The organism is Ignavibacteria bacterium, from assembly GCA_016873775.1.
Taxonomy (GTDB): Bacteria; Bacteroidota; Ignavibacteria; order UBA10030; family F1-140-MAGs086; genus JAGXRH01.
In genome coordinates this window covers 1-24,879 of the sequence record VGWC01000016.1, presented here as the reverse complement: position 1 = coordinate 24,879, position 24,879 = coordinate 1, and the positions used below count along the sequence as shown (strand labels likewise).

The window sequence follows — 24,879 nt, the reverse complement described above, 5'->3', positions numbered from 1 at the left end:
CTCATTATTCCCATCGTTTCATCCATTGTGTTCCGCAAATGGTTTGGAATGAACAACGCGGACAACTTTTTTCCAAATCTTCTGTTGGTTTGAAGTCTGTCTTTCCATCAGTAATTTCGTTCAGAAGTTTGAAAATTACTTGATGCAACATCGCGTATTTTTCAGTTATCTGTTCTGCGGTATCAAATAACGGAACTTCTATACGTTCATCTATATTCTTCATTCCAAGAAAAATATAGACAGGAAAAATTTTTTCTAACGGAATGTTGTACGCACGAGAAGTGATGAATGCATAGAGCGGCAATTGCAACGAACCGATTGCGTTTCTCCACGTTGTAGCATCATCAGGTTTGAGTTTATCGAAGCGAATACGGTATCGTGTTTCGTCGCCGCTCGTTTTGTAATCGAGAATATACCATTGTTCGTCGCGTTGTTCTATTCTATCAATGCGCGCGGAAAAACGATACTGTTGATACTGAACAGAATGTTGTTGTTCGCTCTGTTTCAACACAATTGGTTGTGAACGAAGCATCGGAAATTGGTACTGTTCTAGAAATCGGTGCAATTGTTTTTCTATTTGCGACCGAAGCAACGCGATATGGATAAAGTTCCCATCTCCCAATGTTGTTCGCAGTGTTTTGGAAAGAATTTCCGAAAGTGTTTCCGGGCTCAAGTGTTTTTCTTGCAACGTTTGTTCCGTCCATGGATTAAAAAATTCGTCTAAAACTTTATGAACAATATTTCCTACATCGCTCATTTCTATATCATCATTGAATTGTTCTCCTTCCGATAAACCGAGAACGTACCGGTAATAAAACTTCAAATCACATTCCAAGTATGTATCAAGCGACGTTGCTGAAAAAGAAAATTTTTTGAGAAAATCAATGATAGAAGCGGTTTTTGGAATAGTTTCCGGGGTGGAATTTTTTAGCGAAAGTTGATACGAAATTGTTTTTACGTACTGTTCATCGGAATATACTTTATCTCGACGTTGTTTTTCCCACAATAATTTCTCAACAAATCTGCTACGCTCTTGTTTTTCGTTTTCCGTAAAAAAGATGTGCGCTTCTTCTGCGCCTTTCAATAATACGTCGAAATAATATGCGGCGAGGTTTTCTTTATCAGAATGGAATTCCATTCCGAGTTTCTCTCTCGCCTGTTGAGGAATAAATGATTCTGTTCCCGATGAACTTGGTGGCAAAATGTATTCATTCGCATCCAACACAAACACGCGCCGAAATTGTATCGTACGCGTTTCCAAAAATCCCAACACTTGCAATCCCTTCAACGGTGTTCCCGAAAAATGAATTTCGATTGTTTGCAAATACGCGCGCATCAATTGCGCATACGAACGAGCGGTTGAAAATTTCTGTTTCGCAATGAGCGAATGGGTTAGCGTATCAAGCGCATCAACTATTTTTTCCACAAACGGATAAAAATACAAATGACGTTTTGCCGTACTGTTTTCTTCAATGTATTGGAGAACGGAGATGCTGTTGTTTGCAAAATCACCGATGGTTTCATACGATTGCATTTGATGAATCGTGCGGCGATGAATTTCCCGAAGATGCGATTGAAGTTCGTTTGAAGAATATTCTTCCGTATCTGCGATAAGCGAAGGGAGATGGTTTTCCAATTCTTCCAGCGAAAATACTGCATTCGCTTTCGATGCGGCAAAATATTTTTCTATCGAATGAACCATCATACGTGTTATGTCCGCACGTTGATGAAAAAGAATATTTTTGATATACGGATGAAGAATAAAAGCGATATACTGCGATGCTGAAAAAGTATGTTCATTTTTTGTTGCCAGTAATTCCAATAAAGCGTTATAGAAAGAAAACACCGGCGAACGCGTTATTGCGTACCCGGCGGAAATATTGTATTCAACATTCGGCAACGACGAAAGAGAATGATGAAGCAACGGAAATAACGAATCTGAAGAAGGAAGGACGATAACTGTTTCTTCGTCAAGATTGTTATCCCTGCGCAGACACTCGTTCAATTGTTCATTGCAAGCAAATACTTGTCCGTGCGAATCAGGAGAACGATAGAAAAATGTTGTTGGCGTTCGTTCTTCTTCGGCAATTTTTTCCGTTGGAATTTCAAGCCGCGCGAGAAAACGCTGAATGCCGCTTCCTTGTTGAAAAAGAAACGTAACGTGGTGAAGTTTCGAAAATTGTTGCAAGAGATGTATTTCCGTTTGCGTGAACGAAAAAAATCCCGCGAACACAACTTGTTGAAATTCCGATAACGCCGACGGAGAAAAATTGTTTGCGACACGACGATATTTCATCGCCCGCGTAACACGATGTTGCTGTTCCAACGCAGTGTAAAATTTTTCGTACACGTCAGCAATGATGTGAACATTTCCGTATGTAATTCCAGCGAGAGTTGCGCGCGCTTGTTCGTATGAACAATTGGCAAGTTGCAATTCTTCCAACTCGCCAAACAATTTGATTCCTAACGGAAGAAATGTATCAAGAGAAAGAAAATGGTCTCCGCCGAATCGAATGTGTAATGCGCTATGAATCTCGAAAAGTAATGCTACCGCATCCAACGACGAAATTGTTTGTTGCTGTTCGGCAAAAAGGCGTTTCGTCAAGTCTTCGATTAGTTCTTCAATCGAAACAATGCGTGGCGGAATAAAACTTTGTTTTCGTTTTTCCGATATGTTCTTTCTTAAAAAAAACGCAGGACGTTTTCCAGGAAAGACCACAAGATTGCTCGAATAATCGGCTTTGGTGAACATCAATCGCGAAGCGACTTCTTCGATAAGATTGTGCGACGCAGGGAAAAGAAAACTTGCGCTCATTCTATCGTTATCACTTTCTGTAAATCCACATACGCGATGACACCGCGAATGTTCTTTGGCGCATATACTTCGCTAACGACGTTCCGATATTCTTGTACTTGTTTTCGGTACGATGCTTCGCGCTCGTTTCCTCCGGTTTTGAAATCCATAACGGTAACGATGGTTTCATCAATAATGATTCTGTCGCAACGATGAAGAACGCCGTTTCTATCCACGATTTCCTGTTCATTCAAAATTTTCCGTTGGGAAATATTTTTGAAAAAAAACAGAATTTCTTCCATCGAGAAAAATTGTTTGAGTGCCGATAAAATTTCTTCGGAAGAAACAGGCGTCTGAAGCATTTCCATTTCATTGTGAATAATGTTGGCAAGCGTTGTTTCCCAAGAATCATCAATGAATTGGATGTTCGAAAGTATGTGATGAATATATTCGCCGCGCAACGTTTCTACTCGAGAGGCACGCGGAGCAACGGGAACAAGATTTTCCGAGAAACGCTGATGATGGACTAGTTTTACCATATTGAATTTCTCTTGCGCGTTTTGTCGAGGGGAACGTTCGCTCGGTTTGATGACTGAAGGAGTAAGCAATGCTGTTGGGCTTTTTCTGTTTGCTTCATCTTTGAAATGCGCGAGGATGTAGAGTTCTTCTTCTGCACGAGTGAACGCAACGTATAATTTGTTCAACGCATCCGTTTGTGTCAGTAATTCTTTTTCGCGCTTAATAGTTGCGAGCGTTTCATTTTTCTTGCAGAGTTCTTCCCTGATATTCAGAATGCGCGCACGTTCTTCGCTGTCATCAATAATCAGATTTTTTGGAGTTGCGTTTTTTTCCGGAAGCACGCCGATGACAACGGGAAATCCTAATCCTTTCGCTTTATGAATTGTCATCACGGATACAGCGTTTGCTGATGATGAAAGACGGATGTTCCACTGTTCCGATTCGTCGTTCATTTCTGTAAATTCCAAATATGTATGAAGTGTATTGATTCCGTTTTTTTCCGAAACGCAAACAACTTCGAGAAATTTCAACAATGCCGCTTCTTCTTCGGGAAAATGTTGAAAGACATTGAAATGCTGATACACGTACGAAATACAATCGTACAGCGGTAAATATCCAACAGCGGTGAACAATGGTTCAAGGAATTGCATCCACGCATCCGGAAATTTCTTTTGAAATGATTTATATAAAGGAATGGTTGTTGCCGAGAACGTTGTGTTGCGCGATTCAAATAAAAAATTACAGAGTTCGGTTTTTGTGCAAGAAATTGATGCACGTTCGCACGCTTTCAAAAACATATTGCCCGATATCAACGTTGCAAACGAATGATTATCCATCGGCGAATCAAGAAACTTCAACAGCGAAAGAATTTCAGCAATGGTTTTTCGTTTTCGAACATCAAGATTGCTATGGGAAATGAATTCTATCTGCGCTTCATTTAGCCACGAACTTATAGCAACAACATCTTGGTTGCTGTACGTAAGAATTGCTATATCACTCCACGTATAATGTCGTGACTCGCAATCGCGAATGATGTTGATAAGCTCTTGCTGAACATTTTTCTCTTCATCGTTTTGCTGAATGCAATGAACAGCAACAACGCCTTTCTTTTCAGTTCCTTCCTTTGCGTGTTGAACAAAATCCGATAAGCCGGTACGTGCCGCCGCTTCTGCATAGTCGTTTGCCGTCGCAAGTTTTTCCGTGAAGAATTCGTCGTTGAACTGAACAATATGTTCATAACTCCGATAATTCGTTTCCAGTTGTTTCACTATTGGCGGAACGGAATAAAACTCGCTTCCGCTCATCAAACGTTTCATAATTCTCCAATCGGCGCCGCGAAAACCGTAAATGGATTGTTTCAAATCGCCGACGACAAACAACGAACCGTGTTTTGCAAGCGATTCTTCGAGCAACGGTCGTAATATGCACCACTGAATAGGTGATGTGTCTTGAAATTCATCAATGAGAAAATGAGCAATATCGTCGCCCAGTTTTTCGTAAAATTCCGGAATTGTGTTGTTCGTGATATAGTTCTTCATCATCCTATTGACTTCATCTATCGTAATGACCGATTCGCGTTTTGCAATGGTGGCAATTGGTTCTTCGAGAAGTGATAAAAATTTCACGTACGGGAAAAAATGAATGCGCGAAAACGTGAGCGCATAGCGGGATAATACTACATAAAACTGTTGCGCTGCGTCAGTAATTTTTGTTCCGTAGGTTTGTTCAGCGGCGATGTGTTGTTGAGTTTTCGGGGTATTGTAAAATTTGTATTTGATTTCTTTTTTAAGCACCGAAGGTATTTTTTTTTCACACGCGTCGTGCAAATCATTCTGAAAAAGTTTGTACGGCGGCAATCCCGATGCCGCGAGAAGTTTCAGCACAGCATTTGCTTGTTCTGCAAGTTCAGTTTCGAGCATTAGAAGCGTGCGCGAATAATCCTCCGTATCCAGCGGTTTAACGAGCGAGCGAAGTTCAGTAAATATGGTAATTGTTTCATTCAGGAACTTTTGAAATGGATTCCACAAATATGTTCCGCCGCGATTCGTGTGTTCCATCAATGCAACCAACTGCTGAATTAGCGGTACGTGTTGTTGATGCAACTGCGTATTGCGGGAAAATTCCTGAAACGCTTGCGTAAAAAATTCTCTCGAATGAAGAATGATTTCCGTGTGGGGATGAAAACCCAATTCGAGAGATGACGATTTGAAAACGGAAAGAATAAAACTATCAATCGTTTTGATTTGAAACTCGGAATAATGTTCGAGAATATATTCGAGTTGTTGTTCTGCGCGACGGAGCAATTCTTCTTTCGTGAGAGAAACAATTGCTTGTACGTCGTGAACAATTTTTTTTTCGCCAAGACAGATGCGTTTCAAACATTCGAGTATTCTCCGTTTCATTTCGTTTGCCGCATTATTGGTGAACGTAATGGCGAGAATATTGCGAGGATGCGATTGAGAAATTTTTTTTGAAAGGAGAAACTGCACATAGCGAAGCGTGAGTGTGTGCGTTTTTCCGGAACCCGCAGATGCGGAAATAACCGTAAGATTCGGGAACGAAAGAGCGGAATCGTTTTCGAGAGGAGAAGACATATTCCTCAATAGTGATTATTCTTGCCTCGAAAAAAAACAACTGTGCGAATAGTACGTGAATCCACGTATACTGTTCACACAGTCGTTATGTATTTCACAATGTTTGCTGTGAAGTTTTTTTCCGCCGTACAAGTTGATGCGCAATAGAAGAAGCGGCAAAAAGTTTAACCATATCCCAAACGGAAAACAACAGAAATCCTTTTTCAACCGATTCTGAAAAACGGTGAAGATAAAATGTGTAAAGATGAAATGTTCCGATGAAAAAAAGCACAAGCATACTTGTGAACATTGAAGCAAAAATCCACCAAAAATTTTGCGCGCGCTCCATTGCATAGCCAACGAGAAAAGCAATGAATGGAAACGCCAGTAAATATCCTCCCGTGGGTCCAAGTATTTTTGCGATTCCAAATCCTGCTCCCGAAAAAACCGGAACTCCTGCGATGCCAAGAGAGATATACAGAAGTTGACTCAAAGCACCGTTGCGTTTTCCGAGAACTGCGCCAGAAAGAAGAACAAAAAATGTTTGCAACGTGAAGGGGACCGGAAATGTTGGGATTTCGATTTGAGCGCCGATTGAAGTAAGCAGTGAAAATCCAACAATAAAAACAATGTTGAGAGTTGTTGCATTGTGTTTTGCAATGGATAATGTTGATGAATGAGTATGTTCCATACTGTTATAGTTTTGATTGAAAAAAATGTGCAGTTACATCTACAACGTGTCGAACAGTTGTTCTATCGTGTTCGTTGAATGCGTTGTAAAGATGACCGACGTGATGTAAAAGTAAAAACTCCGTTTGTGTCTTATTCGAATGTTCAAGAAGTTCATGCGCTTCATTGAGCGGCGTAATAACATCTTCAGTCCCTTGCACGATCAGCCAAGGAATAGTTAACCGTGATGCGGATGTCGTAATACAAAATTTTTCTGCGTTGTATTCCATATCGTTCAAAAAATCAATTCCTAGTTTCAACGGATGTGATTGTATCCGATTGCTTGCCGGAAGAAATCCATCTTTCTGCCAACGAATTTTTTGATTTGTGTTCCATCTGTCGAAACGAGCAATGGAAGACCACGTCGCAAGCATTGATACACGCGAATCGTTTGATGCGTGAACAATTGCAATTCCTCCGCCTCGCGAATGAGCGACTAGCGCAATAGTTTTCGTGTCAAAGAAATTTTTTTTCAACGAACCGTCGTACAGTTCATCGGTAACGCTCCGAATATCCGCCAGTTCTTTAGAAATTGAATTGTGTTCGAATGCGTTGTAATCAGTAATTTTTTTATTGTTGTCTGCAATTCCGTTATGAGAGAAATTGAAAACAACTGAAACAAACCCGTGGTGCGCAAATTCTTTTCCAACAAATGGGAACATTCCCCAATCTTTGAACGCCATAAAACCGTGACAAATAATAACGAGCGGTTTTTTTGTTCCATCATCCATCCAACGAATATCTCCCGTGATGATTTTTCCTGATGAAGAAGGAATTGCAAATGATTCTTGAAAAATCTTTGACTTGTATTGCAGAGTTATTGTTCGATTTTCTTTCGTATCGTTTTTTAAAGTGGGTGAAAAATACGAAAGGGATATTCGATTTGCAATTCTTTTGAAGAAATATTGACAAAAAAAATCGCTTTTCTTTCTTTACGTAAATTTTCCTACTTTTTCCCACAAAAAATAATAACAGGAATATTTTATGAGAGCGAAAGTATTTTTCTTTTTTCTTTTCATTACAATGTTTGCAATGGTTCGCGCGCAAGAAGAAACAATTCTTCCTGCGCAAGCGGAAGCGATTCGAATACTTGCAAAAGAGCGCGGCTTTACAGAGAAAACGTTGGATGAATACACCATTATCCATTACGGAGTTCCATTCGTGCGACTTTCAAAATTGAAAGCCGCAGGTGTCATTATGGTTTTTCAATCGTCAAATCCGCCATCGCCGCCCGCTGAAATTGTGCAGCCGTCTTCACCGCCAATTCAACAACACTCTCCTAAAAAACTACTCCTTGCGGGAAATTTGGAAGTGGGAATGTCGAAACTATTTCATCTCGTTGATGGAAAAATAATACAAGAAACAATAACCGCAACCGCGCTACTCGACGGAATATGTTCCATCGAAACTCAAGTTTGAATTTGGAACCTTTGTATCAGTTTTATTCAAAACGTCAAGCGGGAAGTTCTGTTGCGGCTGCGCTTGGTTTCGATTTCGGTTTACTCTATGCCGCAAATGAAAGTTTGCGACTGGGAATTCATTTTAAAGAACCGTACACGTACTGTTTTGGCGTATTGTCGAATTTTAGTCTTGAAACATTGCACTCTCTTCCTCAACATCGTGTATGAAACTTGCAATCATTTCCGATATTCACGCAAATCTTGAAGCGTTGTCGAAAGCGTTGCATATTATTGATTCGCTCGCAGTGGATGAAATTGTTTGTCTTGGCGATATGGTAGATTATGGCGCAAATCCGAATGAATGTATCGAACTCATCCGAAAACATTGCTCTGTCGTCTTACTCGGCAATCACGATGAAGCAGTGGAAAATATTCAAAAAGCGCATTCGAATTTTACGGAACTTGCATTGAAATCTACGGTATGGACAAACCAAAAAATCACTGACCATAATAGCATTTTCCTCACGCATCTTCCGATATCATGCGAGCAATTTGGAAGCAAATTTGTTCATTCGTCTCCCAAAGATCCTGCGGGATGGCATTATATTCTTTCGGAATACGATGCGTACGAAAATTTTCGTTACTTTTCTACGCAACATTGTTTTTTCGGACATTCGCATTATGCCGAAATATTTTCGAACAGTGAAGAAACACTTGAACCGATACGAATAGAAAACCAAAGCGCATGTTCCATTTCAGAATTTCGTTTGAATCATCTACATAAATATTTGATTAACGTTGGTAGTATTGGACAACCGCGCGACCACGACTGGCGTTTGAGTTTCGGCGTGTTCGATACGGAGCAACTCATTTACAGAAATTATCGTGCCGAGTACGATGTGTACTCTGCGGCGCAAAAAATCCGTCGTGAAAAACTTCCGGAACATAATGCACGACGTTTGTTCGTTGGGAAATAACTTGTTTCTTTCAAAAAGTTCTAAAAAAAACGCGGAGAAAGCATTACGGTTTCGTTCGTTCCTCACGCTCCTCAATTTTTCCATATATTTATTGCCACGTTGGAACTAAATTTTCATACAATATCTTTTCATCAGCGATGAAATCAATTCTTCTCGTACTTTTCATTAGCTCGGCTTATACCGAAATTGTACTGACGCAGTCAAACGATATGAAATCCAAACTCGCTCAGAACTATGAACGCGGCGGCGATTGGGAAAAAGCAATTTCTCTGTACGAAGAACTATTTCGCAATGATTCTGCGAACACTTTCTATTTCGACGCACTTCGGCGCGGATATTTGCAACTGAAAAAATATGAAAACGCAATTTCCATTTGCGAAAATCGTTTGAAAAAAACTCCGAACGATATTGCGCTTATCGCTTCTCTTGGTTCAGTGTTTGCAAAAGCGGAGAAAGAATCGCTTGCCTTACTCACGTGGGAACGAGGAATTGCGCTCGACAGAAGAAATTTCGTTGTATATAAAATCGTTGCAGATGCTGCGCAGGAAAACCGAATGTGGGAAACAGCAATTGCTTTTTATTTGCGTGGAAGAACGGAAATCGGGAATAAAAATTTATTTGTAACAGAAATAGGTTCGCTCTATGCTATGACGATGCAGTATAAAAATGCAGCAAGGGAATTTCTTTTACTTTTGAACGATACGCCGCAGCAACTTTCTCTCGTCCAAACGCGACTATCTTCATTCACCGGGAAAAAAGAAGGTCTTGTCGCGGCAACAGAAATGGTAATAGAAGCAAACAGTCGAGAAAAAAATAATTTGCAACTGAAACGACTTCTCGCGTGGCTTTTGATGGAAGGGAAACTATATTCGGAAGCGTTGAATTTGTACCGCGAAATAGATGAGCAAACGCGCGCCAATGGAAACGAACTGTATAATTTTGCCGAACGTGTTTTTCGTGATAAGGAATTTTTTATCGCGGCGCAAGCGTATTACGATGTCATCAGGTTGTATCCGCGTTTTCCGATGATTGCAACCGCACAATTTGGGTTTGCGCAATGTTTGGAAAAACTTTCCGAAACCTTGAGCGTTGCAGATTCGACAACGTCAAGAAAATTTTCTTCCTTGCAATTCCGCATTTCATTCGAAGATGCCGTATCTACGTACAGAACTCTTGCTTCCACTCACAACAAAAGCGAACTTGGGACAAAATGTTTGTTGCAGATTTCGATGATTCAAAGTGAGCATTTCAATAATTCTTCGGAAGCGCTTGCAACACTTGGCGAACTGAAAAATAACGTTCCTCTCTCTTCACCGTTGCGAATTGATGGTATTCAGCGAACAGCAGAAATTCATTTGCAACTTGGCGATACTGCTCTTGCAGAAAAAGAATTGCGCTCTATTCTTCAGGAACAACGCATTCTTTCTTCGCAAAAAGAACTTGCGCAGTTTCGTCTTGCGGAAATTTATTACTTCAAAGGAAATTTTCAAGAAGTATCGAAACACCTGGAGGAACTCACGAAAGTGCTTGCAACCGATATCGCCAACGATGCGTTGAGTTTGAGTTTATTCATTGAAACGCATCGCGGGAAAGAAGAGTTTGTTCTAAAAAAATTTGCCGCCGCAGATTTTCTTGCTCGGCAAAATAACTATTCCGAAGCCATAACCGCGTTTCAGCATCTCGTGGAAAATTTTTCCAATTCGGAACTCGCCGATGATGCCTTACTGAAAACAGGCGAGCTTCAATACACAGTGAAACAATACAGCACAGCAATTTCTACGCTGCAAAAAATTTATTCTCACTATTCCGAAAGCATGCTGCGCGACAATGCAATGATGATGATAGCGAAAATCTATGACTATGATGAAAAAAATATTCCGAAAGCAATTGAATCGTACGAAATTATATTACACGAATTTCCGAAATCGTTATTTGTCGAAGAAGCGCGAAAACGCATTCGGGTGTTAAGAGGAGATACGCTATGATTTTCGATTCCAGAAAATCTCAAAAACTTTTACTACTTACTTCTTACTTCTTTCTCCTAACAACACTTTCCTTCACGCAGGGAAAAATACTTATCCCTATGGACTTATCGCAATCCGACCATTTGAAGTCGTACGGAATTGCGTATTGGATACTTACAAAAAATATTGATGTAGATTGGCTTTTGAATTATCGCGGCGGTTCGTTTCTCTGCGATGCCAACGAAAGCATCGCAAACGAATGTCGCGTGCGCGGAGTTTTTTACGAACAAGTTTCTGGAAGCGATGCGGCGCGAATTTTCAGCGAAGTGCAAAGCGAAGATAATAATATGGAAGCGGTTCGTTTAGAAAAAGCGCCGAAGGTTGCAGTGTATCAACCATCGAATTTTCGGCCGTGGGATGATGCAGTTGTGCTTGCGTTAACATATGCGGAAATTCCGTTCGATAAATTATGGGATGAAGAAGTGCTGGGAAAAAAGTTGAATCAGTACGATTGGTTGCATGTTCATCACGAAGATTTTTCGGGACAATATGGAAAATTTTATGCGTCGTTTCATTCTGCGCAGTGGTATATCGAACAACAAGTGCTGAATGAACAAATGGCGAAGAAACTTGGCTACAAGAAAGTTTCGGAAATGAAAAAAACAGTTGCGCGCGAAATAAAAAATTTTATTGCGGGAGGAGGATTCACGTTTGCAATGTGCGCCGCAACAGATGCATTTGACCTTGCTCTTGCGGCGGAACATACTGACATTTGCGATGTGATGTACGATGGAGACCCGCAAGATTCCAAAGCGCAAACGAAATTGGATTTTACCAAAACTCTTGCATTTGAAAATTTTACATATGAAACAAATCCGCTTCGCTACGAATATTCCGATATTGACATTCCTCCGAGCGATATGGCAGGAATGATGAATTCTGAAACGGATTATTTTACGCTGTTTGAATTTTCTGCAAAGTATGACCCGGTACCGACAATGCTTACGCAAAATCATGTCAATGTGATTCACGGATTTATGGGGCAAACAACAAATTTCAAAAAAAATTTGATAAAGAAATCTGTGATTGTACTTGCCGAAAAAGAAGGGACACAAGAAGTGCGATACATTCATGGTAATTACGGACGCGGAACATTTACGTGGTACGGCGGACACGACCCGGAAGATTATCAGCACGCTGTTGGAGACCCTCCCACGCAATTGGAGTTGTACAAAAATTCTCCCGGATATCGTTTGATTCTGAATAATGTTCTCTTTCCCGCGGCGAAGAAGAAACAGCAGAAGACGTAATTGGTAATTTGTTATTAGTTGTCTTGCTTAAAAAAACGTTGAGATTTTACGAATGACTAATTACCAATTACAAATGACCACCGACGAATAACGGCAATCCCAAGTGAATCACCAACAACTTTTTTATTCCTACGATGAATGGAAAGTAAATAAATTTTCCACGTATGTTATTCATTCTGAAATTGAAGAGCATATTCATTCGTTGAAAGAAAGCGAAATAAAAATTGAAGAAGCCGGGATTTCGTTTGAAGATAGAACAATGTATTTGCTCTCCATCGGGAATGGAAAACGAAAAATATTTTGCTGGACACAAATGCACGGAGACGAATCTACTGCAACGAAAGCAATATTTGATGTTCTGAATTTTCTTTTGACAAACAGAAATACAAGCGAAGCAGAAAAAATTCTTTCCGAATGTACATTGTATTTTCTTCCGATGGTTAATCCCGACGGAGCAGAATGCAAGCAACGAAGAAACGCGCAAAACATTGACATTAACCGCGATGCGCAAGCGTGTGTTTCGTACGAAGCAAGATTGTTGCACGGTTTACGTTTGAAGTTGCGACCGGAATTCGGTTTCAATTTACACGACCAAGAATTGAGTACTATTTCCAGCACAAAAGAAATTACTGCTCTTGCATTACTTGCCCCGGCATTTGACGAAGCGAAAAGTGAAAATGAAACGCGAACAAAAGCAAAGCACGTTGCCGCTGTTATTTCCGAAACAATGAAACAATTTATTCCGAATAATCTTGCGCGATACAACGACGATTTTGAACCGCGTGCATTCGGCGATTCGATGCAATACTTTGGTGTGAGTACGATACTCCTCGAAGCGGGGCACAGAAAAAACGATTTCGAGAAAAAAAATATTCGGAAATTGTATGCGGTGAGTTTGCTTTCTGCTTATTATGCAATTGCTACAAACGAATTTTCTTCCTCGAAAATTTCTTCGTACGAGCAACTTCCATTTAACGGTAAAAAAGCGTACGATGTCATTTTACGCAATGCCATTATTCAATTTCCTGAAGAGAAAATGTTCACTGCCGATATTGGCATTTCGTATCAAGTGGATACACATTGCGAATTTCCTCCGAAAATAGTTGACATTGGAGATTTATCTACGTTCGCTGCGCTTCGAGAAATAAATGCAAGCGAAATTGTTATTCCCCGAGAAAAAATTGTATTGGGGAAAAATATTGATGTGGATTTTTTTCAAAGCAAAGGAATTGAATTTCTAAAAACGGCGTGGTAACATATCTTTTCTTGGTCAAACCTCTCTCTTTTAGTATTTTTTCACCGCTTAATTGAATACAACCATAGTTCACTAAACTGCACATCAATTTTTGGATATAAAACAAAAGCAAAAAGAATTTGAACGCATTGCCGTTCCACATATGGATTTACTTTTTAGTTATGCAATGCGAATCACCAACAACGAAGAAGATGCGCAGGATTTATTGCAGGAAACGTATCTGAAAGCATTTCGTTTTTGGGAACAATTCGAGAAGGGAACTAATTTGAAAGCGTGGTTGTTTCGGATAATGAAAAATTCGTATATCAACCGTTATCGCAAAGAAAAAAAAGAAGGCGAATCCGTTAGTTACAACGAAATCGAAGAATTTTATGACTCCCTCAAAGATGAATCTGCCGTCGAATCTTCCGACTTGCAGCATAATCTTTATACGAACTTACTCGACGACGAAGTAACTGACGCACTCGATTCCCTTCCCAACGATTTTCGCACCGTTATACTTCTTTGCGATATTGAAGGTCTGCAGTACGAAGAAATAGCAGAATTTTTACAATGCCCGATTGGCACCGTTCGCTCACGGTTACACCGCGGGAGAAAAATGTTACAAAAAAAATTACTTACGTATGCAAAAAAGAAAGGATATATAACCGATGTCTGAGGTTACTGTTTATTTATTTTTAATCGAAAGGAGACAACAATGAATTGCGAACAGTACTACGAACTGCTCACAGCATTAGCGGATAACGAACTTATTGCCGAAGAACAACACATACTCGATGCTCATCTCAACCAATGCGCACATTGTTCAAAACTCTACGAAGTTGAATTAGCAACCAAACAACTTCTTCGCGCAACGCTTCCTCCTCTGAAAACTCCTTGGAAAATCCGCGCAGATATTATTGAAAAAACCCGCATTGAAGCAGGAACGCAAACCGAACAACGTTTTCCTTTTTTTACTCATTGGTGGAAACCGTCATTTGCAATAAGCGGCGCCGTTGCAGTAGCGGCGTTCGTGTTTTTTTTGTTGTACAATACGGAGAAAACGCCACAGCAAACTTCCGAACAAAAAGTAGTTTCTTATCCTGCAAAAGAAACAGTAACGGAAAATATTTCTGTTCCCGTTGCAACAGAAACGAAACAAACGGAAAAACCAAAACCCAAAAAGAAATCGCTTCCGCCCATCCTCAATGAATCAATGACGGAATTCGATTTGTTTTTGCAAGGAAAAAAGAAACCTGAAAAACTTACATCGCAGAGAAAAGAATTGGAACAGTATCTTGCTTCACGTGTCAATTTTCCCGTGCGGCTTCCCGAAATGAGTGACTGCGAGTTGATAGGCGGCATTGTCTCGCAGTTTCAAAACGAACAGGTTGCACAAGTAATGTATTCACACCGTGGACATAATGTTGCATTGTATCAAACAACCTTCAATTCGTTTGATGAATTGAATCTTTTTTTCCTCCCGGAATCCGCACAAACAGTTTTAAAAAAAGGAAATTGGTATATAGACGATTCCGATTCAAATTGTTGCATCGCGATGTGGATAGATAAAGGTGTTTTGTACTATGCCGTGAGCAATGCGGATAAACAAGAAGTTCATCAAGAATTATTTCATGGTTTTAAAACAATCAACAGTGCAAAATGAATCACCGAATCTTCTTCCTTACATATTTTTCTTTTCTTGTTTTTTTCGTTTCCGGATGCAATAAAAATACTGCGGATGAACGAGAAGAAAACAAACAACAGCAATCCGTTTCGCAAGAAACAGGAACAACAACTCCCGTGCTTGGCGAATATCTTTTTGTGCAAGCAAGCAATACCGATGCTGCACCAAATCTTCACTGGAAAGATGCGCAAGGGAATAGCGTTACACTTTCATCGTTCACGGAAAAATTAACGCTTGTGAATTTTTGGACGACGTGGTGCGGACCGTGTAAAATGGAAACTCCCGATATGGTGGAAGTGCAAAACGAACTGCGAAACAAAGGAGTAAAATTTCTTGGGATTTCTGCGGATACGGGACCATCGGCTAGCGAAGACGTGAGAGAATTTATCAACCATTTTAAACTTTCGTATCCCATTATTATTGACCGCGATGAGGAAATTCAAAGTGCATTTGGAAATGTGCGAGCGTATCCCACAACATTTTTGTTGAACAAAGATGGGAAAATCGTTTCGCAATGGATTGGCGCGCGACCGAAGGAGTTTTTCCTGAGTGAGATTGAAAAGTTTCTTTAAGCATAAATCATAAAGGAAACCGATGAAATATCAATGGTGCAGAAGTTTGAAGATGCGATTTATAACGCTTGTTGTCATAACAATGTTTTGTTATTTTTAGCCACAATTTTTTTTTATCAATCACAAATTCCAGAGAAATTTATGTTTCGAATATTGAATTTTATATTCACTCTCTTTATTGTATTTTCTTTACAAACGCAAGCGCAGTTTGTTATAACGTCATCTACCCCTGTGGATGGCGAACAAGAAGTGCAACTATCCACAATCGTAAGTTTTAACTTTTCATCGCCTATTGATACGAATACTCGCTTCGGCGATTTGCAACTGCCGATAAATTTACTTGCGCATGACCCCCTAGATTCCATTACGTTGGGAAATGTTACGTACAGCGGAAATCTTCAAACAATATCAATCGAAGTAACGCACACTGCGAACACGGATTATGTATGGATTGTAATAGGAGCGCGTAGTTTGAATGGTGAAATGTTGGCAATGCCGTACGTATTAAATTATACAACTTCTCAGGAACATGGGCAATTTGTCGTGAAGGGAATTGTATCGTACGCAGGTGAAGTTTCGGGCGCATTTATTGCATTGTTAGATAAACCGTTGTTTTCAGATTATGGAAATGCTCGCAGTTCAGTTGTTATTACCAATTCAACGGGAGAGTATACTACGTATTATCTTCGTGATGGAACGTATTGGCCCGTTTGCGCAAAAGATGCAAACGGTGACGGTGAATTAGATCCCTTTGACGACTACATCGGTTTTTACGACGAGAATAACGACGGGGTGCAGGATAGTATCGTGATTCAAGGAGATAATCGCGATGGAGTCAATATGACATTGCGACAATTATTTTATTTAACAACGGCAACCGGGTTTGTTGATACTGCGAAAACTCTTGCATCACAGTACGCTTCTGACCAACAGTTACGATATGTATTTGCGCAATCAGATGGAGATACGATAAATTTAGACGGTACTTCGTTTGGATGGATGTATATGTTTTTCTCGCCAACATTGCAATTCTATACAACAGTGTTTGCATCGTCGTTCTTTATGATGGTAGATACAACCAATCCACCGCCGTTTCCGCAAAATTCGCGACCGATACCGGAAAATTTTATTGATAGCGATAGCGCAATGTGGGTAGTAGAGCATAATGGCGGGGAAGAATTTCGTCAACTGTATAATGTTGTTTCCCGAAGACTGTTCGGCGGAAATTTTGTTTGGATATATCCGCAGGATACAACAAAAGTAGTTTGGGTTGGTGAATATGAAGCGTTGTTATCAGATGGAACTTCGTTGTACTTCCACGCAATTATAGATATTGAAACCGGAGAATTTCTTGCGGGCGGAATTGATAATGTTCGCGAGAATTTTACTTCTACGCCGAATGATTTTATTCTGTACCAAAATTATCCGAACCCGTTTAATCCGACAACAAATTTCAGGTTTCAGATTTTGGATTTCCGATTTGTTTCCTTAAAAGTATATGATGTTCTTGGGAAAGAAATCGCTACACTTGTGAACGAAAAACTGGCAGCAGGAACGTACAATATTCCTTGGAACGCAAATGATATTCCGAGTGGCGTGTATTTCTACCGCTTGCAAGTCGGAAACAACGTTCGAACACAGAAAATGCTTTTACTTAAATAGTGCGTTGAACCGCGCTTCATTGTGCAGGCGCAGATATGAGGTACTATGCCTGCACAAGTATCTATTCTTCTTAATACATTCTTTTCTATTTTAAATTCTTATGAAATATTCTGCGTTCGCGATACCATTTCTCCACCACCCGGAGTTGTTACGCCAAGATAAAATGTAATGACGGGTCAAGAACCGGCAATGGCGTAACAGAGCTGTTTTGCCAACAACGAAGAACATTCGAAAAACTCAAAACGAATCCGCTGCAGATTCCGCATTTCCCCTTCTTCATTCTTTTTGTCAACATATTTCTTTAGAAAAAAATCTTTCTTAAAACACACTCGAATCGTACTCGAATGATGTCAAAGAATTTTTACAATTTCTCAAGAAAAAAAATATTCTGTTCGAACAAACTTCTGGGACAATATTCAGCATACAAAAACGACATTAACAACGACGCGAACGGATATTTACAGCCGAATCCCGGATGGGCGATGTATAATCCGTCGTGGGCGGATTATACTCCATCGGTGGCTGTGCTTTTTAATACTGCCGTTACGTACAACAAAGGCGCGTGCGTGCTTCACATATTGCGATATACATTGGGTGATTTATTATTCTTTTCTGCAATAAATTCGTATGCAACGGATACTGCTCGATTTAAGTATAAGTTTGCGACTACGGATGCATTTATGCAAAAAATGAATGAAGCGACAGGACAAAACCTCGATTGGTTTTTTAATCAATGGGTAAAATCACCAAATCATCCCGTGTATCAAAATTCGTACGGAATTTCTTCACTCGGCGGAAGCGTTTGGCAAGCGAAATACATTACGAAGCAAACGCAAACGAATACAGGATTTTTTCAAATGCCACTCGAATTGAAAATCAGTTTTTCCGGTGGAACCGATACCACAATTCGTGTTTTCAACGATACAAACAATCAAATGTTCACCTTTACGTTCACGAAGCAACCGTTGAGTTTGTTTTATGTGATGATGGTCGTTCTGTTCAGCAATCAAGTGATAGAGGATAGATCATTGTAGGTTATTCTTCCTCGTTGTCCGATTTTATCGAACGAGAGACGACGTGGATTTGTTTCTTAAATGAAAATTGTCATTGGTATATAAAATTACACTTTCAAGTTATACGAATAAATTTTAAGATGCAATACCACAATTTGAGTATTTAAGAAGAACTCCAAACACGATGTTCAAACGAAACAACAAAAGGTAATTGTAGCGTGCTTGTTTTCGGCAATAAATATTTTAAGTAAATTTGCCCTTGCTTTTATGAAAAGATTCACTCATTCAATTCGCTTTTTATTCACGATACTTTGCATTGCTACGCTCGCGCGAACTCAAGATGCGCAAGAGAATGCCGAATTCAAATTTGCAGTAAAATTGTATGAGGACAAAAGTTACGACCTCGCGCTTGAACAGTTTCAACGTTTTGCAGAAAAATATTCCTCATCGGCAAATGCAATCGAATCAAAATTTTATATCGGCCAAATTCAAACGCAACTGAAACAATTCGATGAAGCGCGTTCGACGTTTCAAAATTTTGCATTGAGTTATTCAACCAATCCCAAAGCGCCGCAAGCGTGGATGTACGTTGCAGAAATATTCGAGCGTGTCAGTAATTTCAAAGAGGCGGCAAATGCGTACGAGCGTCTCAAAGTTTTTTTCCCGAATGATGCAAGCGTTCCCGATGCATTGTTCAGAGCGAGCGATTGTTACAAAAAAACGAACGATGGAGAAAATGAAAAACGTGTTTTGAAAGCCATCACACGCGAATTTTCAACGGCAAAAATTTTTCCGAAAGCAAAATTGCGTTTGATTTCCGTTTCGATGGAGGAAGGAAATATTTCTTCTGCGCAAAACGAATTGGAAAAACTTGCGAAGGAAAGCACAGATAAATCAACGCAATGTGAAGCAACGATTGCGCTTGGAAAACTCTATCTTCGCGTTGCACGATTCGATGATGCAGAGAGAACATTTCGTCGTGCTCTTGAAAAATTTTCTGAAACGCAAAACGTAAATGAAGCCAATTTTGAAATTGGGAAATTATTACAGCAACAAGAAAAATTTCTCGATGCGATTGAAATGTTTAAGAAAGCGGTGAGAGATTCGTTCACCATTGGAGAACAAGCAACGTTTGAAATTGGAAATTGTTTTCTTTCTCTGAACGATGAAACGAATGCGCTTCATTACTACGAACAATTCTTGCAAAAATTTCCTTTGAGTGAATTGCGAGCGAACGTTTTGATTCAAGCGGGAATTGCGTCATCCAATGCAAAAAAGTTTTCCAAAGGGAAAGAATATTTTCAACAAGCATTGCATACGGAAAATGCTTCGCTGAAAAAAAGTGCGTTGTTTCATTTTGCTGCAAGCGCGGAAGCAAACAACGATTTCGCTCTCTCTGCAAATGCATACGAACAACTCGCAACGCTCTGTAAAGACACCATCAATTCTCCGGTCGCTTTATTCCGCGCAGGAAAAGTTTTATTGGAACACACGGAACATTATGAAGAAGCGCGGCGATTTTTTTCATTGTTTGAAGAAAAATTTCCTCAACACACGTTCTCCGATGATGTTTCGTTTGCTATTGCGGTTTGTGATGATTCGTTACGTGAATATGAAAAAGCAGTCGAAAAATATTCTTCGTCAAAAAAACAATTCCCTTCGAGCGGGTTGATTGACAGCGCGGAACAGCGAGCGAAATACATACAGATATATTTGCAAAAAGATTATCGAATTGCGGTAGAAAAACTTGCGTTGCTTGTTGGTGATGCAATAAGCGGAGGAAACAAAGGAGATGTTGCGTTCCATCTCGGCGAAATTTATTTCAACGATTTCAAAAATTATTCTGCCGCGGCGCAACAATTTGAAACTGCACTGAAGAGCGAACTTGCGAGCGATAAAAAAGCGGAAGCAATGTTTTTTAGAGCAAAGAGCGTGGAATTTGTTGAGGAGAACAATAATGCAATTTCATTGTATGAAGAATTTCTGAAACAATTTCCTGCACATCGGTTTGCAAATGAAGCGGCGTATGCTCGTTTTCAATTACGGAAGAAAACAATTTCCATTCAAGAATTACCGCTTGTTGTTGAAAATCTTCTCGTTTCGTTTCCGATGATTCCGGGAAAAGATGAAGTCATTCTTTCGTTAGCAAAAGCATTTGAACAAAGTGGACAAATTGATACAGCGAAGAAAACATATTTTCAAATTGCAGAACAATTTCTCTCAACCGAAAGCGCGGAAGAAGCGTTGTTTCGTTTAGGAAAGATTTTTAAGACGAATGCAAATAGCGATTCTGCGAAATTGATTTGGAAGAAAGAATTGCAAAAATATTTCAATGGAAAATTTTCCGCTCAAGCGAATTTTGAGTTAGGAACTATACTGCTGCAAGAACAAAACCTTTCTTCAGAAAATAACGCCGAAGAATTGTTCAGAAATCTTCGGGAACAGTTTTACTATACAAAGTATGCAGCGAGTGCAGAGAGTTTGGAAGTTGAAGCGTTGTTTTTGCAAAAGCAACATAACGAAGCGGTTATCCTTTTGCAGACAATGCTTGACGAACAAGGACGGAATTTATTTTCAGAACGCCATACATTTTCATTGCACCAAAAAATTGCCGCGATTTTTTTCACTGAGAATAATGTAACCAAAGCGCGCGAACATTATTTGTACGCGCTTTCGCTCGATCATTATTCAACCAATGCCGCGCAAGTGTTTTTCGCGTTGGGAAATTTGGAAAAGAGCGAAGGAAATTCAGAACTTGCTGCTGCGTATTTTCGTCAAGCAAGTGCACTCGGAACCACGGGAAATGCAGAAAAAAATATCGCTGATTTGCTTTTTGAAACAGAGCAATACGTTGAAGCGATTAGGCAATTTGAGGAGTTGAAAAAAAATGCTCAGAACGACTCGTTGAAAAAATATTATCAAGAGAAAATTATCGTCGCGAAACTGCGTTCGGAAAATTTACTCGGTGCAAACCCGTTGTTTGATGAGTTCAAAAAATCGTACGCGAATGACAGCATAACAATCGCTTCGCTGGAAATAGAACGCGCGCGATATTTTATGCGACAAAGTAATTTGCAAACTTCGTCGAAAATTTTGGATGGAATTCTTGCAAAGAAAATGAATGATGAAACAATTGCTCGTGCGTTGTATTGGCGAGGAAAAATTTTTGAAGCGCAAGAAAAACCGGATTCAGCTGAGAAAATGTATCGCCGTGTCGTTGCAATTTCTTCAGATGTTGATGTTATTCCGCGTGCAATTCTTTCTCTCGGGAATATTGCGTACAATAAAGAGCAATTTGATTCCGCGATTTCGTTGTATCAACGCGTATTGGCGTATCAAGAAAAAGCAAGCGACATTCTACCGTTGGCGATGAGTAATCTGATTGAAGCGTTTCAATCGCTGCGTTTATATGATGCCGCATTGAAAGCAACGAGAGATTTTATTGCTGCATTTCCAAACGATGAATCTGTGTTGAGCAAAAAAATCACCATCGGCGTTTTGTTCACGCGGCTCGAATATTATGACCAAGCGGTGGTACATTTTCAAAAATTGCTTGACGATTACGGAAGCGACATTGAAGCGGAAGTGCGCTACGACATCGGAGAAGCGTATTTTTACAAAGGCGATTATCAGCAAGCGATTTTGGAATTTTTAAAAGTGCCGTATCTCGTAATAAAGAAAACCAAAATTGATTGGACGGCGACAGCGTTGTATATGGCGGGACAATCGTATGAACAACTTTCTAAATTTGATAATGCCATTGCTATGTATCAACAAATCATTGATAGAAACGGTATTGATGCAATGTTTAAAGCGTCGGCAAAAAAAGAAATTGATCGCGTAAACAATTTGATGAAGAAGTAATGTTGATAAATTTCAAATTACAAAGTTCAAATGTCAAATCAAATCCAAAGTTCTAAAGAAAAGAAATATGATTTAGCTGAACGCACAGCAAAATTTGGAGAAGATATTATTGAATTTGTTTTGGCAATTCCGGAAACATCGGTGAATAAACCATTGATAAATCAAGTGGTTCGTTCTGCAACAAGTATCGGCGCAAATTATATGGAAGCCGATGGAGCTGAATCGAAAAAAGATTTTTATCACAAAATCGCTTTATGCAAAAAAGAGTCGAAAGAAACAATGCATTGGTTAAGAATGATTGCTAAAGCAAACCCAACAAAAAAAGACGAATGCAGAACATTATGGAAAGAATCGCACGAACTCACTCTGATTTTTTCTTCCATCATTTTGAAAAAGAAATTATAGTTCAGTTTTGGATTTTAGGAATTTGAAATTTATTTGACATTTGATTTTTGAACTTTATACTTTTATACTACTATGTTTGACCAAGAACTCGAACGACTTACGGTAATAATTCATGCGCGTACTATTGGCTCGCGAGGGAAAATAACATTGCGTGAAATTTTAGTAGCGGATATTCCTTCAAGTATTCAATATTATTTTCGCCTCGGCGTGGAAGAAAAATTTGCGCGTGAATGGAAGCAAACAGTATCGCAGAGTAAATTTTCGTATGCACCTGCAACGATGCGTACAATAAAAAATGAACTGCAATCTGTGCTGGTGCTCAATTATTCTTTTCCGCGGAAGGAGTTTTTACATTCGCTCGATGATGGAATTCATTTGATGCTCAATTATCTTGTGCGTCCGCAGTGGACTCTCCGTAGTTTTGTGTTCAATAACAGCGAAAAAATATCTTCGACTACCATGCTCGAAATGTTGAAAGGATTTTCCGAATACGATTATATTGTTCGCATCGTGGAACGCGTTGTTGAAGAAACGAAAATGGCGCAATTCACGAAAACCGAACTCGAACTCTTATTACACAATCTCGACAAAGAATATTTTCAACGAAGAACCCCGCGCGAGATAGTAACAATAATGAAACCGATTTTCAGGTATTTCAACTGCGGTTCCTCCGTTGGTGTAGAAACGATTCCTGTTCAAGCGGCACAGAAATTTTTTGAAGATAAAAAAATGAATTCTGTTGCCGAACAGGTTCAAAAAAATATGGATGCAAACAATTGGGACCCGGTAACGGAAAAAGATGTTCAAAACATTCTCGAACATATTTTTTCGACCAAAGGAAGTTTGTTCGCGCAAAATTCACCTGTTGCTTCAGATGCTATAACTCCATTTCAAAACAAAGAAGAAATTACTCCGCAAGAAGCCGAAAGCAGCGAATTCGACGATGCGTTATCTTCTATGGCTCCAACAGAAGAAGAGGTGCTTGCATTACTTAAGAAACCGTCGTCGCCTATATATTTTCCTTTGGAAGAAAAAAACATTCCCAGGGAAGAAGAGTCTGTTCAAATCGAATCATCAGGAGATTTTTCTGCAAGAGATACAAAAGAGCAACAACATCACGGACCACTGTTTGAAACGAAACAGGATGTAGAACGAAAGGAAGAAAATGTTATCACTTCAAGAAAAGATATTCGTTCAACCATGAGTGAACGAATGCAAAAAAAATTCACGAAGAAAATTTTTCGGAGGAGTGAAGCGGAATATCAGAAAGCGATTGATACTCTCAACGCGATGCAATCGTGGAATGAAGCACGGTTGTATATAGGCGATATTTTTATTCATAATGAAATTGACCCGTATTCATCCGCCGCGGCAAAATTTACGGATGTCATCCATTCGTGGTTTCGTACATAGTTGTTCGCAACCTGGGAAATAATTTTTTTTCATCGCAAACCTTTTCCTTCAGTCCCCTTTTTTGTAATTTTTGCCTCCAAAATTTACTCACCTTGAAAATTGTTTATGCCCAAAACAAAACCCGTTGATTACTATAACATCGAAAGTTTGCTCTCGCCGGAAGAAATTCTCGTACGCGATACTGTTCGCGAATTTGTTGATGATAACGTTCTTCCGATTATTGAAAAACATTGCCGCGAAGGAAAATTCCCGCTCGAACTCGTTCCGAAAATGGCGGAGTTGGGAATGTTCGGTCCCACACTTCCGCAAAAATATGGCGGTTCGGAATTAAACAACGTTGCGTACGGATTGATGACACAAGAACTTGAACGCGGCGATAGCGGAATACGAAGTTTCGCTTCTGTACAAAGCGGTTTGGTGATGTATCCGATTTTTGCGTACGGGAACGAAGAACAAAAAATGAAATGGCTTCCACAACTTGCAAGCGGAAAAAAAATCGGTTGCTTCGGATTGACGGAACCGGATTTTGGTTCTAATCCCGGCGGGATGATTACACGCGCCGAAGAAACTTCGAGCGGATATGTGTTAAACGGAGCGAAGATGTGGATTACGAATGGAACGATTTCAGACGTTGCAGTCGTGTGGGCAAAATTGAATGGCGTTGTGCGCGGATTTCTTGTCGAGAAAGGAACGAAAGGTTTTACCGCGCCTGAAATGAAAGGCAAACATTCTCTTCGCGCGTCGGTGACTTCGGAATTAGTGT

At 39.8% G+C, this 24,879-nt stretch carries 19 protein-coding genes; 15 read left to right on the top strand and 4 right to left on the bottom strand.

Annotated features, from left to right (window positions below; all coding sequences use genetic code 11):
* Nucleotides 1–4: 4 nt before the first annotated feature.
* The 4 genes from FJ218_03965 to FJ218_03950 all read right to left on the bottom strand — a co-directional run bounded on the left by FJ218_03965 (nucleotide 5) and on the right by FJ218_03950 (nucleotide 7,346).
* Nucleotides 5–2,815, bottom strand: coding sequence for a hypothetical protein (locus tag FJ218_03965; protein MBM4166060.1), 2,811 nt, complete (start codon nucleotides 2,813–2,815; stop codon nucleotides 5–7).
* Complete coding sequence (locus tag FJ218_03960) at nucleotides 2,812–5,907, bottom strand: hypothetical protein (GenBank protein ID MBM4166059.1); 3,096 nt, start codon at nucleotides 5,905–5,907, stop codon at nucleotides 2,812–2,814. The genes FJ218_03965 and FJ218_03960 overlap by 4 nt, the downstream gene beginning before the upstream one ends.
* 94 nt (nucleotides 5,908–6,001) lie before the next feature.
* Nucleotides 6,002–6,577, bottom strand: coding sequence for a biotin transporter BioY (locus FJ218_03955; protein ID MBM4166058.1), 576 nt, complete (start codon nucleotides 6,575–6,577; stop codon nucleotides 6,002–6,004).
* Between the two features lie 4 nt (nucleotides 6,578–6,581).
* Nucleotides 6,582–7,346 carry an alpha/beta hydrolase gene (locus FJ218_03950; GenBank protein ID MBM4166057.1) on the bottom strand — a complete coding sequence of 255 codons (765 nt, stop codon included), beginning with the start codon at nucleotides 7,344–7,346 and terminating at the stop codon, nucleotides 6,582–6,584.
* A 253-nt stretch (nucleotides 7,347–7,599) separates the two neighbouring features.
* On the opposite strand from FJ218_03950, the gene FJ218_03945 reads away from it, so the two are divergent.
* The 15 genes from FJ218_03945 to FJ218_03875 all read left to right on the top strand — a co-directional run.
* A complete protein-coding gene (locus FJ218_03945) occupies nucleotides 7,600–8,034 on the top strand; it encodes a hypothetical protein (protein MBM4166056.1) in 435 nt (144 codons plus the stop codon).
* Nucleotides 8,031–8,243, top strand: coding sequence for a hypothetical protein (locus FJ218_03940; protein MBM4166055.1), 213 nt, complete (start codon nucleotides 8,031–8,033; stop codon nucleotides 8,241–8,243). Before FJ218_03945 ends, FJ218_03940 begins: the two co-directional genes overlap by 4 nt.
* Nucleotides 8,240–8,992, top strand: a complete 753-nt coding sequence (locus tag FJ218_03935; protein MBM4166054.1) for a metallophosphoesterase family protein — start codon at nucleotides 8,240–8,242, stop codon at nucleotides 8,990–8,992. Before FJ218_03940 ends, FJ218_03935 begins: the two co-directional genes overlap by 4 nt.
* Before the next feature lie 137 nt (nucleotides 8,993–9,129).
* Nucleotides 9,130–10,977, top strand: coding sequence for a tetratricopeptide repeat protein (locus tag FJ218_03930; protein MBM4166053.1), 1,848 nt, complete (start codon nucleotides 9,130–9,132; stop codon nucleotides 10,975–10,977).
* Nucleotides 10,974–12,266 carry an asparagine synthetase B gene (locus FJ218_03925; GenBank protein ID MBM4166052.1) on the top strand — a complete coding sequence of 431 codons (1,293 nt, stop codon included), beginning with the start codon at nucleotides 10,974–10,976 and terminating at the stop codon, nucleotides 12,264–12,266. The genes FJ218_03930 and FJ218_03925 overlap by 4 nt, the downstream gene beginning before the upstream one ends.
* A gap of 103 nt (nucleotides 12,267–12,369) precedes the next feature.
* The gene (locus FJ218_03920) at nucleotides 12,370–13,521 is read left to right on the top strand and encodes a peptidase M14 (protein MBM4166051.1); all 1,152 of its coding nucleotides are present in this window, start codon (nucleotides 12,370–12,372) and stop codon (nucleotides 13,519–13,521) included.
* Nucleotides 13,522–13,663: 142 nt separating this feature from the next.
* Nucleotides 13,664–14,179, top strand: a complete 516-nt coding sequence (locus FJ218_03915) for a sigma-70 family RNA polymerase sigma factor (GenBank protein MBM4166050.1) — start codon at nucleotides 13,664–13,666, stop codon at nucleotides 14,177–14,179.
* Nucleotides 14,180–14,218: 39 nt separating this feature from the next.
* On the top strand, nucleotides 14,219–15,166 hold the full coding sequence (locus tag FJ218_03910) for a hypothetical protein (protein ID MBM4166049.1): 948 nt from the start codon (nucleotides 14,219–14,221) through the stop codon (nucleotides 15,164–15,166).
* A complete protein-coding gene (locus tag FJ218_03905; GenBank protein ID MBM4166048.1) occupies nucleotides 15,163–15,759 on the top strand; it encodes a TlpA family protein disulfide reductase in 597 nt (198 codons plus the stop codon). Before FJ218_03910 ends, FJ218_03905 begins: the two co-directional genes overlap by 4 nt.
* Before the next feature lie 33 nt (nucleotides 15,760–15,792).
* Nucleotides 15,793–17,421, top strand: a complete 1,629-nt coding sequence (locus FJ218_03900) for a T9SS type A sorting domain-containing protein (GenBank protein ID MBM4166047.1) — start codon at nucleotides 15,793–15,795, stop codon at nucleotides 17,419–17,421.
* Between the two features lie 344 nt (nucleotides 17,422–17,765).
* A complete protein-coding gene (locus FJ218_03895) occupies nucleotides 17,766–18,455 on the top strand; it encodes a M1 family metallopeptidase (GenBank protein ID MBM4166046.1) in 690 nt (229 codons plus the stop codon).
* A gap of 246 nt (nucleotides 18,456–18,701) precedes the next feature.
* Nucleotides 18,702–22,298 (top strand): tetratricopeptide repeat protein, encoded by a 3,597-nt coding sequence (locus FJ218_03890; protein MBM4166045.1) that lies wholly within the window; start codon nucleotides 18,702–18,704, stop codon nucleotides 22,296–22,298.
* Nucleotides 22,299–22,328: 30 nt separating this feature from the next.
* On the top strand, nucleotides 22,329–22,703 hold the full coding sequence (locus FJ218_03885; protein ID MBM4166044.1) for a four helix bundle protein: 375 nt from the start codon (nucleotides 22,329–22,331) through the stop codon (nucleotides 22,701–22,703).
* 72 nt (nucleotides 22,704–22,775) lie between these two features.
* Nucleotides 22,776–24,116: a hypothetical protein gene (locus tag FJ218_03880; protein ID MBM4166043.1), complete on the top strand. Its 1,341-nt coding sequence runs from the start codon at nucleotides 22,776–22,778 to the stop codon at nucleotides 24,114–24,116.
* Nucleotides 24,117–24,221: 105 nt separating this feature from the next.
* A partial coding sequence (locus tag FJ218_03875; protein ID MBM4166042.1) for an acyl-CoA dehydrogenase occupies nucleotides 24,222–24,879 on the top strand: 658 nt, incomplete at its 3' end.

Excerpts from the sequence above, each read along its gene's own strand:
- FJ218_03965 (MBM4166060.1), bottom strand. The coding sequence starts at position 2,815 with ATGAGCGCAAGTTTTCTTTTCCCTGCGTCGCACAATCTTATCGAAGAA.
- FJ218_03960 (MBM4166059.1), bottom strand. The coding sequence starts at position 5,907 with ATGTCTTCTCCTCTCGAAAACGATTCCGCTCTTTCGTTCCCGAATCTT.
- FJ218_03955 (MBM4166058.1), bottom strand. The coding sequence starts at position 6,577 with ATGGAACATACTCATTCATCAACATTATCCATTGCAAAACACAATGCA.
- FJ218_03950 (MBM4166057.1), bottom strand. The coding sequence starts at position 7,346 with ATGGATGATGGAACAAAAAAACCGCTCGTTATTATTTGTCACGGTTTT.
- FJ218_03945 (MBM4166056.1), top strand. The coding sequence starts at position 7,600 with ATGAGAGCGAAAGTATTTTTCTTTTTTCTTTTCATTACAATGTTTGCA.
- FJ218_03935 (MBM4166054.1), top strand. The coding sequence starts at position 8,240 with ATGAAACTTGCAATCATTTCCGATATTCACGCAAATCTTGAAGCGTTG.
- FJ218_03930 (MBM4166053.1), top strand. The coding sequence starts at position 9,130 with ATGAAATCAATTCTTCTCGTACTTTTCATTAGCTCGGCTTATACCGAA.
- FJ218_03925 (MBM4166052.1), top strand. The coding sequence starts at position 10,974 with ATGATTTTCGATTCCAGAAAATCTCAAAAACTTTTACTACTTACTTCT.
- FJ218_03915 (MBM4166050.1), top strand. The coding sequence starts at position 13,664 with ATGGATTTACTTTTTAGTTATGCAATGCGAATCACCAACAACGAAGAA.
- FJ218_03910 (MBM4166049.1), top strand. The coding sequence starts at position 14,219 with ATGAATTGCGAACAGTACTACGAACTGCTCACAGCATTAGCGGATAAC.
- FJ218_03905 (MBM4166048.1), top strand. The coding sequence starts at position 15,163 with ATGAATCACCGAATCTTCTTCCTTACATATTTTTCTTTTCTTGTTTTT.
- FJ218_03900 (MBM4166047.1), top strand. The coding sequence starts at position 15,793 with ATGGTGCAGAAGTTTGAAGATGCGATTTATAACGCTTGTTGTCATAAC.
- FJ218_03895 (MBM4166046.1), top strand. The coding sequence starts at position 17,766 with ATGATGTCAAAGAATTTTTACAATTTCTCAAGAAAAAAAATATTCTGT.
- FJ218_03890 (MBM4166045.1), top strand. The coding sequence starts at position 18,702 with ATGAAAAGATTCACTCATTCAATTCGCTTTTTATTCACGATACTTTGC.
- FJ218_03885 (MBM4166044.1), top strand. The coding sequence starts at position 22,329 with ATGTCAAATCAAATCCAAAGTTCTAAAGAAAAGAAATATGATTTAGCT.
- FJ218_03880 (MBM4166043.1), top strand. The coding sequence starts at position 22,776 with ATGTTTGACCAAGAACTCGAACGACTTACGGTAATAATTCATGCGCGT.